The 16009-nt window shown below is 68.7% G+C and carries 16 protein-coding genes; 14 read left to right on the top strand and 2 right to left on the bottom strand.

Going from position 1 to position 16009, the window contains the following annotated elements; genetic code table 11:
• Positions 1 to 69 precede the first annotated feature (69 nt).
• From ASF87_RS04175 to ASF87_RS04135, 9 genes are all read left to right on the top strand, one after another.
• The gene (locus ASF87_RS04175; protein ID WP_042541404.1) at positions 70 to 1068 is read left to right on the top strand and encodes a substrate-binding domain-containing protein; all 999 of its coding nucleotides are present in this window, start codon (positions 70 to 72) and stop codon (positions 1066 to 1068) included.
• Positions 1069 to 1163: 95 nt separating this feature from the next.
• A complete protein-coding gene (locus ASF87_RS04170) occupies positions 1164 to 2771 on the top strand; it encodes a sugar ABC transporter ATP-binding protein (protein WP_056374390.1) in 1608 nt (535 codons plus the stop codon).
• On the top strand, positions 2768 to 3835 hold the full coding sequence (locus ASF87_RS04165; RefSeq protein WP_056374388.1) for an ABC transporter permease: 1068 nt from the start codon (positions 2768 to 2770) through the stop codon (positions 3833 to 3835). Before ASF87_RS04170 ends, ASF87_RS04165 begins: the two co-directional genes overlap by 4 nt.
• Complete coding sequence (locus tag ASF87_RS04160) at positions 3832 to 4869, top strand: ABC transporter permease (protein WP_056374386.1); 1038 nt, start codon at positions 3832 to 3834, stop codon at positions 4867 to 4869. The genes ASF87_RS04165 and ASF87_RS04160 overlap by 4 nt, the downstream gene beginning before the upstream one ends.
• Positions 4870 to 5083: 214 nt before the next feature.
• A complete protein-coding gene (locus ASF87_RS04155; RefSeq protein WP_056374384.1) occupies positions 5084 to 5374 on the top strand; it encodes a type VII secretion target in 291 nt (96 codons plus the stop codon).
• The gene (locus tag ASF87_RS04150) at positions 5374 to 6684 is read left to right on the top strand and encodes a putative T7SS-secreted protein (RefSeq protein WP_157549997.1); all 1311 of its coding nucleotides are present in this window, start codon (positions 5374 to 5376) and stop codon (positions 6682 to 6684) included. Before ASF87_RS04155 ends, ASF87_RS04150 begins: the two co-directional genes overlap by 1 nt.
• Positions 6681 to 7181 carry a hypothetical protein gene (locus ASF87_RS04145; RefSeq protein ID WP_056374381.1) on the top strand — a complete coding sequence of 167 codons (501 nt, stop codon included), beginning with the start codon at positions 6681 to 6683 and terminating at the stop codon, positions 7179 to 7181. Before ASF87_RS04150 ends, ASF87_RS04145 begins: the two co-directional genes overlap by 4 nt.
• 115 nt (positions 7182 to 7296) lie before the next feature.
• The gene (locus ASF87_RS04140; RefSeq protein WP_056374379.1) at positions 7297 to 7797 is read left to right on the top strand and encodes a hypothetical protein; all 501 of its coding nucleotides are present in this window, start codon (positions 7297 to 7299) and stop codon (positions 7795 to 7797) included.
• A complete protein-coding gene (locus tag ASF87_RS04135; RefSeq protein WP_056374376.1) occupies positions 7797 to 8081 on the top strand; it encodes a WXG100 family type VII secretion target in 285 nt (94 codons plus the stop codon). Before ASF87_RS04140 ends, ASF87_RS04135 begins: the two co-directional genes overlap by 1 nt.
• Before the next feature lie 59 nt (positions 8082 to 8140).
• Here ASF87_RS04135 and ASF87_RS04130 read toward each other — a convergent pair whose 3' ends face one another.
• Positions 8141 to 8986, bottom strand: coding sequence for an NAD-dependent epimerase/dehydratase family protein (locus ASF87_RS04130; RefSeq protein WP_056374374.1), 846 nt, complete (start codon positions 8984 to 8986; stop codon positions 8141 to 8143).
• 57 nt (positions 8987 to 9043) lie between these two features.
• Here ASF87_RS04130 and ASF87_RS04125 point away from each other — a divergent pair, with 57 nt between their 5' ends.
• The 5 genes from ASF87_RS04125 (at position 9044) to ASF87_RS04105 (ending at position 15136) form a co-directional block, all read left to right on the top strand.
• Positions 9044 to 10060, top strand: a complete 1017-nt coding sequence (locus tag ASF87_RS04125; RefSeq protein WP_056374372.1) for a LacI family DNA-binding transcriptional regulator — start codon at positions 9044 to 9046, stop codon at positions 10058 to 10060.
• Positions 10061 to 10276: 216 nt separating this feature from the next.
• Positions 10277 to 10996 carry an L-ribulose-5-phosphate 4-epimerase gene (locus tag ASF87_RS04120; protein ID WP_056374369.1) on the top strand — a complete coding sequence of 240 codons (720 nt, stop codon included), beginning with the start codon at positions 10277 to 10279 and terminating at the stop codon, positions 10994 to 10996.
• Positions 10993 to 12612, top strand: coding sequence for a xylulokinase (locus ASF87_RS04115; protein WP_056374368.1), 1620 nt, complete (start codon positions 10993 to 10995; stop codon positions 12610 to 12612). Before ASF87_RS04120 ends, ASF87_RS04115 begins: the two co-directional genes overlap by 4 nt.
• Before the next feature lie 29 nt (positions 12613 to 12641).
• Positions 12642 to 14165: an L-arabinose isomerase gene (gene araA / locus ASF87_RS04110; RefSeq protein WP_056374366.1), complete on the top strand. Its 1524-nt coding sequence runs from the start codon at positions 12642 to 12644 to the stop codon at positions 14163 to 14165.
• Complete coding sequence (locus ASF87_RS04105) at positions 14165 to 15136, top strand: aldose 1-epimerase family protein (RefSeq protein WP_082508754.1); 972 nt, start codon at positions 14165 to 14167, stop codon at positions 15134 to 15136. Before araA ends, ASF87_RS04105 begins: the two co-directional genes overlap by 1 nt.
• Positions 15137 to 15270: 134 nt before the next feature.
• Here the strand turns inward: ASF87_RS04105 and ASF87_RS04100 are convergent, their stop codons facing one another.
• Positions 15271 to 16008 carry a type 1 glutamine amidotransferase domain-containing protein gene (locus tag ASF87_RS04100; RefSeq protein ID WP_082508753.1) on the bottom strand — a complete coding sequence of 246 codons (738 nt, stop codon included), beginning with the start codon at positions 16006 to 16008 and terminating at the stop codon, positions 15271 to 15273.
• Position 16009: the final 1 nt, after the last annotated feature.

Below are 16009 nucleotides of genomic sequence, written 5' to 3'. Positions count from 1 at the left end.
AATCACGTCAGGACCATGACTGGTCCGCCACCGCCGGAGTGACCGCCGGCATCTCAAAGAGGAGAAGAAATGTCCGCGAAGAAGCGCATCCGCGTCGCGTTCGGCCTGGCAGCAGTCGGCGCACTCACCATCGGCCTTGCGGCCTGCTCGTCCGGCGACTCGGGCGGCGACGGCGGAGGCGGCTCAGAGGAGATCACCACCGTCGGCTTCGTGGCTGTCGGCCCCGAAGGCGCATGGCGCGAGGCGAACGAGCAGAACATCCAGGACACCTTCACGGAGGACGCCGGATACGAGCTCAAGTACGCCCCCGCCACGAACCTCGACCAGAAGTCGCAGATCGACGCCTTCACGTCGTTCGTCGACGAGGGCGTCGACGTCATCCTGCTGTCGGCCACCGAGGCCTCCGGCTGGGAGGACTCGCTCAAGCGTGCGCAGGAGGCGGAGATCCCCGTGATCCTGCTCGACCGCGGCATCGAACCAGACGACGACAGCCTCTACGTCACGCGCATCGCCCCCGACAACGTCGAGGTCGCCAAGGAGGTCGGCACCTGGGCTGCGGCCACGTTCCCCGACGGCGGCAACTACGTCGTGCTCGAGGGCCCGGCCGGTGTCGGCGTCGTGAACGAGCGCAACACGGGCTTCGACGAGGGCCTGGGCGACTCGTCGCTCACGAAGCTCGACGCGCAGACCGCGAACTGGTCGGCAGAAGAGGGCAAGAGCGTCTTCGAGACGATGCTGAAGTCCTCGAACAACGACATCCAGCTCGTGTTCGCGCAGAACGACGAGATGGGCCTCGGCGCCGCGCAGGCCGCCGAGGAGGCGGGCCTCGTCGTCGGTGAGGACGTCAAGATCGCCACGATCGACGGCACCAAGAACGCCATGCAGGCGCTGGCCGACGGTCAGCTCAGCTACGTGCACGAATACAACCCGCTGTTCGGTGAGACCGCGCTCGAGGTCGTCGAGAAGGCTCTCGCCGGCGAAGAGGTCGAGTCGTACATCGTCGTCCCCAGCGAGGCGTTCGACTCCGCCGAGGCGGCCCAGGCCGTGCTCGCCGACCGCAAGTACTGACCGAGCACCGAACCCGACGCCGGAGCGATCCGGCAGCGAACCCGGGTGGGGCAGGAGCACTGCTCCACCCGGGTTCTGCGGACGGAGAGACAGCGATGAACGAAGCACTGCCCATCGTCGAGATGCGGGGGATCTCCATCGAGTTCCCGGGCGTGAAAGCCCTCGACGGGGTCGATTTCCGGCTGTTCCCGGGCGAGGTCCACGCGCTCATGGGAGAGAACGGCGCCGGAAAGTCGACCCTGATCAAAGCACTGACCGGTGTCTACCAGATCGACTCGGGGTCGATCGTCGTCGCGGGTCAGGAGCGCAGCTTCGGCGGCGCGGACGACGCGCAGGATGCCGGGATCTCGACGGTCTACCAAGAGGTCAATCTCGCACCGAACCTCTCGATCGGCGAGAACGTGATGCTCGGACACGAGCTGCGTGGAGTGTTCGGCATCAACTGGACGGCCACCCACCGCGCCGCGACCGACGCTCTCTCCCGACTCGGGCTGGGGCACCTCGACACGCGCCGACCGCTCTCGACTCTCTCGATCGCGCTGCAGCAGCTCGTCGCCATCAGCCGCGCGATGGCGATCAGGGCCAAGGTGCTCATCCTCGATGAGCCGACCTCCAGCCTCGACGCCGCCGAGGTCGACGGCCTCTTCACCGTGATCAGGGCGCTGCGCGACCAGGGCGTCGCGATCCTCTTCGTCTCGCACTTCCTCGATCAGGTCTACGCGATCAGCGACCGCCTGACGGTGCTGCGCAACGGACTGTACGAGGGCGAGTACCTGACCCGAGACCTCGACCGCCATGCCCTCATCTCGAAGATGATCGGCAAAGACCTCGACGCGCTCACGTCACTCGGGGGCAACCGCCGCCGTACACCGCGCGACGCGGACGAGAAGCCGCTGCTCGCAGCATCCGGAATCGCACGACGAGGCGCGGTCGAGGCGACCGACCTCGACATCCGCCCCGGCGAAGTGATCGGCTTCGCCGGTCTGCTGGGCTCCGGACGCACCGAGCTCGCGCGACTGCTCTACGGGGCCGACCGCACCGACGAGGGCACGATCGAGCTGCACGGTCACCGGGTCGACCTCAAGTCGCCGGCCGACGCGCTGCCTCGCCGCATCGCCTTCTCGACCGAGAACCGTCGCGACGAGGGCATCATCGGAGACCTGACCGTGCGCGAGAACATCGTCCTCGCGGTGCAGGCCGAGCGCGGGTGGGCGCGGCCGATGAGCCGCAAGGAGCAGGATGCGATCGTCGACCGCTACATCGAGCAGTTCAACGTCCGCCCGGCCGACCCCGACCGGATGATCAAGAACCTCTCCGGTGGCAACCAGCAGAAGGTGCTGCTCGGGCGCTGGCTCGCCACACAGCCCGAGCTGCTGATCCTCGATGAGCCGACCCGCGGCATCGACGTGGGCGCCAAGGCCGAGATCCAGGAGGCGGTGGCCGAGCTCGCCGAAGACGGCGTCGCCGTGGTGTTCATCTCGTCCGAACTCGAAGAGGTCGTGCGTCTCTCCGAACGGATCGTCGTGCTGAAGGACCACCGTAAGATCGGCGAGATCCAGAACGGCCCCGACGTCACCGCGCAGGTGATCGTCGATGTGATCGCCGCTCACGGAGTGGAGGCCGCGGCCGAGACGCTCGACGACACAGACGGCGCCGTGCCCGATAGCATCGCCCCCACGACCGACAAGGAGGCAGCGCGATGACCGCGTCAGCCGGCACCACCATCTGGCGGGATCTGATCCACAAGCCGTTCTTCTGGGGCATCACCGCGATCCTCGCACTGCTCGCCCTGAACGTGATCAAGGACCCGACCTACCTCGCGCTCTCGATCAACCCCAACAACGGCAATCTCGTGGGCAACCTGATCGACATCCTGCGCCAGGCGGCGCCGATCATGATGATCGCGATCGGGATGTCGCTCGTGATCGCCACCGGCGGCATCGACCTCTCGGTCGGCTCGCTCATGGCCGTCGCCGGGGCCGTCTCGATGGAGTTCCTCAGCGCCGCCGGAGACTCCTTCGGTGCGGCGCTCGCCGCGGTCGGACTCGCGCTGGTCATCACCGGCATCCTCGGGGCGGTCAACGGTCTGCTCGTCGCCTACGTCGGGCTGCAGCCGTTCATCGCCACCCTCGTGCTCATGCTCGCAGGTCGAGGAATCGCCAAGGTGATCACGGGCGGGCAGAACACCACGGCGTCGAACGACGCGTTCCGGTGGATCGCCAACGGCTTCGTGATCGGCATCCCCGTGGTGTTCATCCTCGCCGTGCTCATCGTGATCGCCGTCGGCTGGGTTGTCAGGCGCAGTGCGCTGGGTCTCATGATCGAGGCGATCGGCATCAACCCCCGCGCCAGTCGCATGGCAGGGATCAAGCCGAAGGGCCTGCTGCTCACGGCCTACATCATGAGCGGCATCCTCGCGGGAATCGCGGGGGTCATGTCGGTCGGCAGCGTCATGACCGTCGACATCTCGCGCACCGGCTACCAGCTCGAGCTCGACGCGATCCTCGCTGTCGTCATCGGCGGCGCTTCGCTCGCGGGCGGCAAGTTCTCGCTCAGCGGCGCGTTCGTCGGAGCGCTGCTCATCGCCACCCTCGACAAGACCGTGCTGTATCTCGGCGTCTCGTCGTCGGCGACTCCTGCCTTCAAGGCCATCGTGATCGTCATCCTGTGCCTGCTGCAGTCGCAGCGGGTGCGCAGCTGGTTCCGCTCGCGCCGCAAAGTCCGACCGGTCGAGCAGATCATCGCCAAGGAAGAGGTGCCCGCATGAGCGTCGTGACCGCCACCCCCGCTCCGCAGGCGACCGAGACCATCGTCGACCGCGTGCGGCGCATGATCACGGCGAACCCTTCGGTGCTGCCGACGATCGCCTCTGTCGTCATCTTCGTCGGCATGGTGATCTTCGGCGAGGTGGCCTACGGCCGCATCCTGCAGTTCAACACGCTGTCGAACCTGCTGATCAACAACGCGCACCTCATCGTGCTGGCCGTCGCGCTGACCTTCGTGATCCTCACCGGCGGAATCGACCTGTCTGTCGGCTCGATCATCGCGGTCTCCTCGGTCGCCGGAGTGATGCTCTCGAACGCCGGCTGGAACGCGTTCGCGGTGATCATCGCGATGATCGGCATCGGCGTGCTCTTCGGCATCGTCTCGGGCGTGCTGATCAGGTATTTCAACGTGCAGCCGTTCATCGCGACTCTGGCGATGATGTTCCTCGGGCGCGGCCTCGCGTCGCTGCTCAGCACCAAGCCCGAACGGCTCGGCGAGGAGTCACCCATCCGGTGGATCGGCACGCAGCTGAAGATCATCGACGGCCCCAAGGTCAACGACCTCGTGATCACCCCCGCGGTGCTCGTCGCGGTGCTCGTCGTGGCCGCCGCGTTCTTCGTGCTGCACCGCACCCGCACCGGGCGCACGGTCTACGCGATCGGCGGGTCAGAGAGCTCCGCGCTGCTGATGGGGCTTCCCGTGCAGCGCACCAAGGTGCTGGTCTACGTGATCAGCGGCGGCCTGGCCGGTCTCGCGGCGGTGCTGTACACCGCGCGACTCGGAACGGCGCAGAACATCACCGGCATCGGATGGGAGCTCGACGCGATCGCCGCAGCGGTCATCGGCGGCACCGTGCTGACCGGCGCCTACGGCTACGTGCTCGGATCGGTCATCGGGGCCCTGGTACTCGGACTCATGAACGTGCTGATCACGCGCGACGGTGGCATCCCACCCGAGATGACGACCATCATCACCGGCGGCATCCTGCTCGTGTTCGTGCTGCTGCAGCGCGCGGTGACCCGAAAACGGGAGTAGCTTCCGTTCCAATCGCGTGAATGACCCCCTGTCCGGTGGACAGGGGGTCATTTGCGTGCCTGGGGCGGGTGTCGACCGCGGCCGACGGGGGTTCTCGGGCAGCTGAGTGGCTTCGATCGCGCAGCATCCCTGAACACCGGTATTTAGCACTTTCCGCCCCAAAAACGCCCCATATGACGACGTAAAGTCGTCATTCGGGACGTGCGGGGGTGCGATGGCCGATGTGGAGACCGACGAGCTCCGCGCTTTCGCGACGAAGGCCGCGGCTGCGCGCGGCGACTTCGGATCGCCGGTGGTCGCGCAGTCCTCGGGGCTGGGCGAGGACTGGGTCGATGCAGCGGTGGCCCGATTCGGCGACACCTGGACGACCGCGCTGGGGCGGCGCCTCGGGGATGTCGACATGTTGGCGGAGAACCTGCGGCAGACGGCCGAGGTCTTCGACCGGGGTGACGAGGCGTCGAGCAGCGAACTCGACCAGATGATCTGGTCGGAGAGCGACTACTGATGCCCGAGTTGGGGATGACGAACGACCCGGTCGCACTGATCCCGGGCTCGTATGCCGCGGTGCACACGGTCGCGTCGGCGTGGCGGTCTCGGTCAGAGGCTGCCACGACGCTTCGGGATCGGCTGCGGGGCCTCGAGGTCGATTCCGCGTGGACGGGGTACCCGTACGAGAAGTACCTCGAGCGGGCCGAGTACGTGCGGTCGTCGTGGCAGAGGTGCGGCGAGCACCTGATGAGCGGCGCCGCCGCCCTGTCGGCCTACGGAGATGCTCTGCGGTGGGCGCAGGAGGAGGCAGCGCGGGCGATCGACCTGTGGGAGCAGGCGGAGGCGGCGACGATCGCCTCGCACCACGAGCACCGCGTGAAGGTGCGGGAGCTGGAGCGCGACCTCGGCCTGCGACACGTCGAGCTCGACGTCCCGTTCGTCGATGGCGGGGCGGACCTGCGCGCGCAGGCCGTCGAGGTCTTGACCAACGCGAGGGGCGTGTTGGACCGCTACGCCGTGGATGCCGCGAACGCCATTCACGAGGCGGCGGACGCGGCGCCGCTGGAGACTCCGAAGCAGGCGGAGAGCACGAAGAACTGGGCGGCGGCGGGGGCGATCGGCACGGTCATGTTCGAGACCGCCGTGCTCAACCCGGCGATAGACCAGCTGAACTTCATCGCCTCCATGGGCAATGCGCTCATCAACCACCCCGACATCCTTCTCGAGCTCCTGGGCGGAGTCGCGCTCGTCGTCGGTGGCGGCACCATGATCGGCGGCGGGGGCGCCCTCGCGCTCACAGGAGTGGGAGCTGCGCCCGGTGGTGGCCTCGCGTGGGCCGGTGTGGGGGTCGCCGGAGCGGGCCTCGCAGCGGCCGGGCACGCCAGTACCCGCTGGATGAACGAGGCGACCGGCGACGATGCCACCCGCATCGTGGAGCGTCCGCCACCCCACCCCGAACACGGTGGTCGAGACGTCTTCGGCCAGTACAACGGTGACGGCCAACGACCCTGGGTCGACACGGAGAAGATCGGGCTGGATCGAGTCGCCGAGGAGCGTGGCGTGGATATCATCCGCGACAAGGTGCGTGCGACCATCGAGGGGTACCACCGGCCCGGCGCAACGTCAGATCAACACCGTTACTACGACGGCCTCTATGAGAATGCCGATGGGACCTACACCGGCATCGAGGTCAAGGGCGGCACCGGCAGCCGTGACGCCGCTCAACGAGGATTCGACAGCACGGTCAGTCCAGAACGTCCTGCAACCGCCGTTTACAACGGCGAAAAGATCCAGATCACCAAAGTCCTACTGAGAGAAGTGAAGTGACGCAGCCAACGCATATCAGTCAGATCAACGGCTTCACCCGTGGTGCGCTCGTCAATGATCTTCGCCCCTACCCGGAAGAGATTCGGTTCGTGCTGAACCGGGTGAATGGAACATCATTCTGGGCGTGGAGCTTGTGGCGTGCGCCTGAGGGTGCGGACCTGCTGGACAGCATCCCGTTCAGCGAGGAGTACATGCAGTGCGCCGGCACCGCCGACGCACTGGCGCTCGAGGTGCGCCGCATCGAGGACGACGGCGCCCCCCACCAGTACGCGATCGGCAAGCCCGGCGGTGACTGCACGGGCGAGCCGACCGAAGTCATCCATTTCGACGACCGCCGCCACAGCACCACGGTCTACCCGCACGAGGTCTTCACCGCCGACGAAGCAGCCGTCGTCTTCTACACGTACTTCCTCACCGACGAGGTCTCTCAGCCCTACGAGCTCCGCGATCTCCACCTGAGCTGGCCGAAGCCTGAATCCGACGCAGGCGTCAGCTGATGCGCATCCGCGTCGAGAAGGGATTCGACCGAGCTGTCAGTCCTGAGCGGCTGGCAATCACTGTATACAACGGCAGGAGCATTGAGATCACCAGAGTGCACGTGGAGACGGTGAGATGAATCAGCCCACACACATCAGGCAGATCAACGACTCCGTCCGCGGGGCGCTGGTTGACTACGTCCGACCGTATCCGGACCAGATCAGGTTCTCGCTGAACCAGATGAATGGGATGTCCACTTGGGCGTGGAGCTTGTGGCGGGCACCGGAGGGCGCGGACCTCCTAGAGAGCATTCCGCTCAGCGGCAAGTACATGCAGTGCGCCGGCGCCGCCGACGCCCTCACGATCGAGGTGCGCCGCCTGGATACCGACGGCACCGCGCACCAGTACACAATCGGCAAGCCCGACGGTGACCTCTCGGGCGCGCCGACCGAGGTGATCCACTGGGACGAAGGCCGGCATAGCACCACGGTCTACCCTCACGAGGTCTTCACCGCCGACGAAGCAGCCGTCATCTTCTACACGTACTTCCTCACCGACATGGTGTCTCAGCCCTATGAGCTCCGCGATCTCCACCTGAGCTGGCCCAAGCCTGAATCCGACGCAGGCGTCAGCTGATGCGCATCCGCGTCGATCACGAACCGCTCGCCCAGTCGATCGCGGTTCTTGCCGACACCGCAGAGCGGATTCGCGGTCTGCTCGACGACCTCGATGGCGAGGTCTCCGGGTTGAGGCAGCAGTGGACCGGCCACGCTCAGGAGGCCTACGTCCGCGCTCAACGCGAATGGACCGACTGCGCCGACGCCATGCAGACAGCTCTCACCAGCGCGGCGACCGCTGCGGCCCGCGCGCAAGCCCGCACCCGCGACGCCGAAGCCCGGGTCGCCAGCCTCTGGAGCTGACTGCCAGCACGAAGGATCGGGCTTGCATCGCTTCGCAGCGCGACGACCGCACCCCGAGGTCAGACGTGGTCGCGCCAGGAGTGCTGCGGGTCGAACCCCAGGATGCGGCGGGCCTTGTCGATCGACAGCAGTGTCTCGTTCGGGCCGAACTCGCGCGCAACAGGGACGTCGGGGAAGACCTCGGCGAGCAGCTCGGTACTCGGACGCGACATGACCGTGTCGGCGGCCGCGATGATGAAGTTGTCGAACCCGGGGGCCGCGACCTCGAGCGCGCGCTCCACGGCCTGAGCGCCGTCGCGGGCGTCGATGTAGCCCCAGAGGTTCCACTTGCGGCGCAGCGCGTCGGAGTCGAAGTCGGGGAACTCGGCGTAGTCCTCCGGGTTCATCACGTTCGAGAACCGCAGCGCCGTGATCGAGAGGTCGGGATGCCAGCGCACGAGCTCCCTCGCCAGCTGCTCCTCGAGCGTCTTGACCAGCGAGTACACCGATTCGGGGCGGGCGGGGTAGTCCTCGTCGACGGGCACGTAGGGCGGAGGCACGTCGAACGGCAGGCCGAGCACGGTCTCGCTCGACGCGTAGACGACGCGCCGGATGCCGAGGCGCACCGCCGCCCAGAACACGTTGAACGTGGCGGGCATGTTGTTGTGGAACGTGGCGACGTCGCTGCGGATGCCGGGGGCGGGGATCGCGCCGAGATGCACGACGGCATCGATGCCCTCGTGTCGATCGCCGACGGCCGTGAAAGCATCCACGACCTGGCCGTAATCCGTGAGGTCGACCTGCACGAAGTCCTGGCCGCGGACCCCGGCGACGTCCATGCCGATGACCTCGTATCCGTGGGCGCGGAGTTCCCGCGCGACGACGCTGCCGAGCTTGCCCGATGATCCCGTGAGTGCGATGCGCATGTCACCAGAGTGGCACGAAGAAGAGGCGCCGGGGCCGCTCGGCATACACTCGTCGGCGTGAGTGACACGAGCAGCGAGCCCCGTCGCACTGTGGGCGTGCGTGACGTCGCCGTGCTCGCCGGGGTCTCTCGGCAGACGGTGTCACGGGTGCTGAACGACCACCCCGAGGTCGCCGTCGAGACCCGCGAACGGGTGCTCGCCGCGATGACCGAGCTCGGCTACCGCATGAACAACGCCGCCAGGGCACTGGGCACGCGGCGCTCCCGCACGCTCGGTGTGCTGGCCACCGACGCCCTGCACTACGGGCCCTCGCGCAGCATCGCCGCGCTCGAGGCCGCAGCCCGCGAGGTCGGATACTGGCTGAGTGCGGCCTTCGCGGATGCCGGAGACGCCGACGCGGTCATCGCCGCGGTCGACCACCTCGTGATGCAGGGCGTCGAAGGCATCGTCGTCGTCGCCCCGCACGCCCACACCCTCGATGCCCTCGACGAGCTGCGCATCGGCGTGCCGGTCGTCACGCTTCACGCGGCCGACCGAGGAGCCCGCGGCCTCTCGGTCGACCAGGCGGCTGGAGCCAGGCTCGCCGTCGCGGCGCTCGCCGACGCCGGGCACACGCGCATCGCGCACCTGGCCGGACCCGCCGACTGGCTCGAAGCAGAGTCCCGCACGCAGGGATTCGCAGACGAGCTCGCCGCGCGTGGGCTCGCCGCCGGCCCCGTGTTCGAGGGTGATTGGACTGCAGGCTCGGGCTACGCGGCTGTCGACGCCGTGCGGAAGTCGGGCGTGACGGCTGTGTTCGCGGCCAACGACCAGATGGCGCTGGGGCTGCTCGGCGGCCTGCACGAGGCCGGGCTCTCGGTGCCGGGCGACATCAGCGTGGTCGGTTTCGATGACACCCCGGATGCCGCCTACTACTGGCCCAAGCTGACGACCGTGCGACAGGACTTCTCCGAGCTGGCGCGCCGTGCGGTGGCGGCGGTGCTGGCGGACAGCGCCGGAGCGTCGGCATCCGATCTCCCGCCCGTGGCACCCGTGCTCGTGACCCGCGATTCGGTCGCCCCGCCGCGGGTGTGACCTGCCCCGCCGGGTGCGACGGGTTCACAACTCAGCATGAACGCCCCTTCACGGTCGCCGAATCGGCGTGATTCCGGCGCCGGCGACGTGACGCCGTCGCGCCCGTGCTGAATTGTGAACGGCCGACCACCGAGCCGTGTCCCTTGACCGGCCCCGCGACCCCGTGACACACTTCTGTGACCGGTCACAGTGACCACCGCCGACCCTGAGGTACCCGTGAGCAACGAAGCCCCCGTCTTCTCCCCTGAGATCGACGCATCGATCCAGGCCGTCCGCGAAGATGTCGCCCGCCTGCACGCCGAACTGGTCCGCAACGGCCTCGTCGTCTGGACCGGCGGCAACGTCTCGGGCAGGGTGCCCGGCGCCGACCTGTTCGTCATCAAGCCGTCGGGGGTGAGCTACGACGACCTCGCCCCCGAGAACATGATCCTGTGCGACCTCGACGGTGCCGTGATCCCCGGAACCGCCGGCAGCGACCGCGCGCCCTCGAGCGACACCGCGGCCCACGCCTACGTCTACCGCCACATGCCCACCGTCGGCGGCGTCGTGCACACCCACTCGACGTTCGCCGTGGCCTGGGCCGCGCGCGGCGAGGAGATCCCGTGCGTGATCACGGCCATGGCCGACGAGTTCGGCGGTCCGATTCCGGTGGGCCCCTTCGCGATCATCGGCGACGACTCGATCGGTCGCGGCATCGTGCAGACCCTCAGCGGCCACCGCAGCCGCGCGGTGCTCATGCAGAACCACGGCCCCTTCACGATCGGAGTCGACGCGAAGGATGCGGTGAAGGCCGCCGTCATGGTCGAGGACGTCGCCCGCACCGTGCACTACGCCCGTGAGGCGGGCCCCCTCATCCCGATTCCGCAGGAGGCGATCGACAGCCTCTTCCACCGATACCAGAACGTCTACGGACAGAACTCGGACGCCCGACGATGAGCGACACGACCAGCACGCCCGACACGACCAGCGCCACCGCCCGCGACGACATCCTCGCCGCCCGCACGAGCCTCGGCATCGAGCTCGGCTCCACGCGCATCAAGGCCTGCCTGATCGGGTCGGATGCCACCGAGGTGCTCGCCACCGGCTCGTTCGCATGGGAGAACCGGCTCGAAGACGGCCTCTGGACCTACGCGATCGACGAGGTCTGGGCCGGACTCCAGGCGGCCTATGCAGCGCTCGTCGCCGACGCGGAGGACCGCCACGGCGTGCGCCCCGAGACCTTCGGCGCGATCGGCATCTCGGCGATGATGCACGGCTACCTCGCGTTCGACGCGCAGGGCGAGCTGCTCGTGCCGTTCCGCACCTGGCGCAACACCAACACGGGCGCCGCGGCGGCGGAGCTGACCGAACTGCTCGGCGTCAACATCCCGCTGCGCTGGTCGATCGCGCACCTGCACCAGGCCGTGCTCGACGGCGAGGCGCATGTGCCGCAGCTCGACTTCGTCACGACCCTCGCCGGGTACGTGCACGAACGGCTCACGGGCGCGCGGGTGCTGGGCGTCGGCGACGCCTCCGGCATGTTCCCGATCGACTCGGCGACCGGCGACTACGACGAGCGGATGCTGCAGGCGTACGACGCCCTCGCGGCTGACCGTCTTCCCGCAGCGGCCCGCAACCTGCTCCCGACCGTGCTCCCTGCCGGGGCGGCCGCAGGCACACTCACCGCCGAGGGTGCTGCGCTTCTCGACCCCAGCGGTGCGCTGAAGCCCGGCATCCCGCTGTGCCCGCCCGAGGGCGACGCCGGCACCGGCATGGTGGCGACCAACTCGGTGTCTCCGCGCACGGGCAACGTCTCGGCGGGGACGAGCATCTTCGCCATGGTCGTGCTCGAGCGACCACTCGCCGAGGTGCATCACGAACTCGACCTCGTGACGACTCCCGCGGGCGACGCCGTCGCCATGGTGCACTGCAACAACGGCGCCAGCGAGCTCGCCGCCTGGGCGGGCCTGTTCATCCGCTTCTCGGCGGCAGCCGGTCAGCCGCTGAGTGACGACGCCGTCTTCGACACCCTCTTCCGCGAGGCGCTCGACGGCGAGGCGGATGCCGGTGGGCTGCTCGCCTACAACCACCTCGCCGGTGAGCCGATCGCCGGTCTCACCGAGGGGCGTCCGCTGTTCGTGCGGACACCCGACAGCGCCTTCACCCTCGCGAATTTCATGCGCTCGCAGCTGTACGGCGTCTTCGGAACCCTCGCGCTCGGCATGCAGGTGCTCACCGCAGAGGGCGTCGAGCTCGACCGCATGTTCGCACACGGGGGCATGTTCCGCACGGCCGGAATCGCGCAGCGCTTCCTCGCGGGTGCGCTCGGGGCTCCCGTCGCGGTGGGCGAACTCGCCTCCGAGGGAGGTGCGTGGGGCATCGCGGTTCTCGCGTCGTACCTCGCGCATGCCGATGCGCAGTCCCTGGGCGAGTATCTCGACGAGCAGGTCTTCGCGGCGGCATCCCTCTCGGTCGCCGAACCCGACCCCGCCGACGTCGCCGGCTTCACCGCCTACCTCGATCGTTATCGCGCCGGCCTCGCCATCGAGGCCGCCGCCGTCGACTCTCTCTGAACTCTCCCCGCCACACCGAAGGACCAGTCATGCCACGCACCCCGCTCACCACCTCGCTCGACGGCTACGAGGTCTGGTTCCTCACCGGCAGCCAGCACCTCTACGGCCCCGAGACGCTCGCACAGGTCGCCGAGCAGTCGCAGCAGATCGCCCGCATCCTCGACGAGGCAGGCGAGGTGCCGGTGAAGATCGTGTGGAAGCCCGTGCTGACCGATGCCGCGGCCATCAAGCGCACCGCGCTCGAGGCCAACGCCGACGACAGGGTCATCGGCCTGATCGCGTGGATGCACACGTTCAGCCCCGCGAAGATGTGGATCGCCGGCCTCGACGCCCTCCAGAAGCCGCTCGCGCACCTGCACACGCAGGCGAACGTCGAGCTGCCCTGGGCCGACATCGATTTCGACTTCATGAACCTGAACCAGGCGGCGCACGGTGACCGCGAATTCGGCTACATCCAGACGCGTCTCGGCGTGCCCCGCAAGACCGTCGTGGGTCACGCGAGCGACCCGCGGGTGCGCCAGGAGATCGCGACCTGGCAGCGCGCGGCCGCCGGCCTTGCGGCATCGCGCTCGCTCAAGCTCGCCCGGTTCGGCGACAACATGCGCTTCGTCGCCGTCACCGAGGGCGACAAGACCGAGGCCGAGCTGCGCTTCGGCGTGCAGGTCAACACCTGGGGCGTGAACGATCTGGCGGATGCGGTCGCCGCGGCATCCGACTCCGAGATCGACGCCCTCGTGGCCGAGTACGAGGAGCTGTACGAGGTCGTGCCGGAGCTGCGCCGCGGAGGAGACCGCCACCAGTCCCTGCGTGACGGAGCCGCGATCGAGATCGGTCTGCGGACGTTCCTCGAAGAGGGGGGCTTCGGCGCCTTCACCACGTCGTTCGAAGACCTCGGCGCGCTGACGCAGCTGCCCGGTCTCGCGGTGCAGCGCCTGATGGCCGAAGGATACGGCTTCGGAGCCGAGGGCGACTGGAAGACCGCGATCCTCGTGCGCGTCGCGAATGTGATGGGTGCGGGGCTTCCCGGGGGCGCGAGCCTCATGGAGGACTACACCTACGACATGACCCCCGGCGACGAGCTGATCCTCGGAGCGCACATGCTCGAGGTCTCGCCCTCGCTGACCACCGCCAAGCCGACGCTCGAGATCCACCCGCTCGGCATCGGCGGCAAGGACGACCCGGTGCGCCTGGTCTTCACCGCCGACCCGGGCCCCGCGATCGTCGTGGCGCTGAGCGACATGCGCGACCGGTTCCGCCTCACCGCGAACGTCGTCGAGAACGTGCCGCCGCGCCAGTCGCTGCCGAAGCTCCCCGTCGGCCGCGCTGTCTGGAAGCCGCGGCCCGACTTCACCACGAGCGCCGCCGCGTGGCTGACCGCCGGTGCCGCGCACCACACCGTCATGTCGACGGCCGTCGGCCTCGAGGCCTTCCGCGACTTCGCCGAGATGGCCGAGGTCGAGCTGCTCGTGATCGACGATGCGACCACCCTGCCCGACTTCCAGAAGCAGGTGCGCTGGAACCAGGCGTACTACCGACTGGCTCAGGGGCTGTGATGACTGACGTCTCCTCCGCCGCCGTCGGTTCCGCTGTGGACATCGCGACCGCGGCGCGTCCGCGCTCAGGACGGCAGCTGCGCATCGCGGGTCATGGCTATGAGGCCGTGATCGCGAGCGTCGGCGCCTCACTGCGTGTGCTCACGTTCGAGGGGCGCGACCTCGTCGTGCCGTTCGATGCCGACGAGGTGCGGCCCGGATACCGCGGCACCACCCTCGCGCCGTGGCCCAACCGCATCGTCGACGGCCGCTACACGTTCGGCGGCGCCGAGCAGCAGCTGGCTCTCACCGAACCCGCCCGCGGCCAGGCGCTGCACGGCCTCCTCGCGTGGGCGGAGTTCGAGGATCGCCTCGTGCTCGACGACCGCGTCGTGCTTGCGGCCGTGATCGAGCCGCAGACGGGATACCCGTTCCGCGTCGAGGTCGAGACCGAATACCGCATCGACATCGACGGGCTGCGTCAGACTGTCACGGCGCGCAACCTCGGGGCGGATGCTGCGCCCTGGGGCACCGGACCGCATCCCTATCTCGTCGCCGGCCCCGGCGGCCGGGTGGACGACTGGACGCTCACGCTGCCGGCATCCGAGGTGCTCACCGTCACGCCCGACCGGTTGAGTCCGGTCGCGCTCGAGGCCGTGTCGGAGCATCCGGCGTGGGATTTCCGCGCAGCGCGCCGCATCGGCGACGTCTTCATCGACCACGCCTTCACCGGTCTCGCCCGTGACGGCGGAGTCGCCGAGGTTCGGCTCGTGACGGATGCCGGAACCGGCGTCGCGATGACGTTCGACGAGCGCTGCCCGTGGGTGCAGGTGCACACGGCCGACAACCCGGGCATCGATGCGATCCACCGCATCGGTCTCGCGGTCGAGCCCATGACCTGCCCGCCTGATGCTTTCAACTCGGGAACCGACCTGGTCGTGCTCGAGCCCGGCGCGACGCACGCGGCATCCTGGCGGATCTCCGCGGTCTGAGTCGCTCGTCGGCCGCCGGGCGACTGCCGCGGCGTGAGTGGTCAAAAGAGCATCCGAACGAGCCGCGTGAGGTGCGTTTCTGACCACCCGCCGTGCGGGGCAGCGTTCGCCGGCGTGTCCCGCGGCGTGAGTGGTCACAAGCGCATCCGAACGAGCTGTGTCCGGTGCGTTTCTGACAACCCACGCGCGCGCGGACGGTGACGCGTCAGGCGAAGAGCCGCGATCAGCGCCTGGGCGGCGGATGCCGACGACTGCGGGTTCTGTCCGGTGATGAGCAGGCCGTCGACGATCGTGTGATCGCTCCAGGGATCGGTGACCTCGACGTCGGCGCCGAGACCGCGCAGCGCGGTCTCGAGAAGGAACGGCGCGCGATCGGCGAGTCCGCCGATACGCTCCTCCTCATCGGAGAAGCCGGTGATTCGGCGCCCGGCGACCAGGGGCTCGCCAGCGGAATCGCGCGCGGGAAGCAGAGCAGCGAGACCGTGGCATACGGCGGCCAGCGGGCGGCCGGCGGCGACGGTCGCCGAGATGAGCGCCGCCGAGTCGGCATCCACTGCGAGGTCCTGCATCGGGCCGTGGCCGCCCGGGTAGTAGACGGCCGCGTAGTCGGCGGCGTCGACGTCGGCGAGCACCAGGGGAGTGGTGAGCCCCGGGATCTGTGCGAGGGCGGCGGCATCGCCTTCGCCGAGGCTCGACGAGTCGGCCACCGGCTCGACACCGCCGGGAGTCGCGAAGACGACGTCATGACCTGCTGCGGTGAGCAGTCGGTACGGGGCGAGCAGTTCTTCGGCCCAGTAGCCGGTGGGGTGCTCGGTGCCGTCGGACAGGGTCCAGGTGCGGGCGCCGGTGACGACGAAGAGGACGGATGACATG

This window comes from Microbacterium sp. Leaf161, from assembly GCF_001423645.1.
Taxonomy (GTDB): Bacteria; Actinomycetota; Actinomycetes; order Actinomycetales; family Microbacteriaceae; genus Microbacterium; species Microbacterium forte.
Note: the sequence above shows the minus strand (reverse complement) of the source record. Positions and strands in the feature narration are given on the sequence as shown.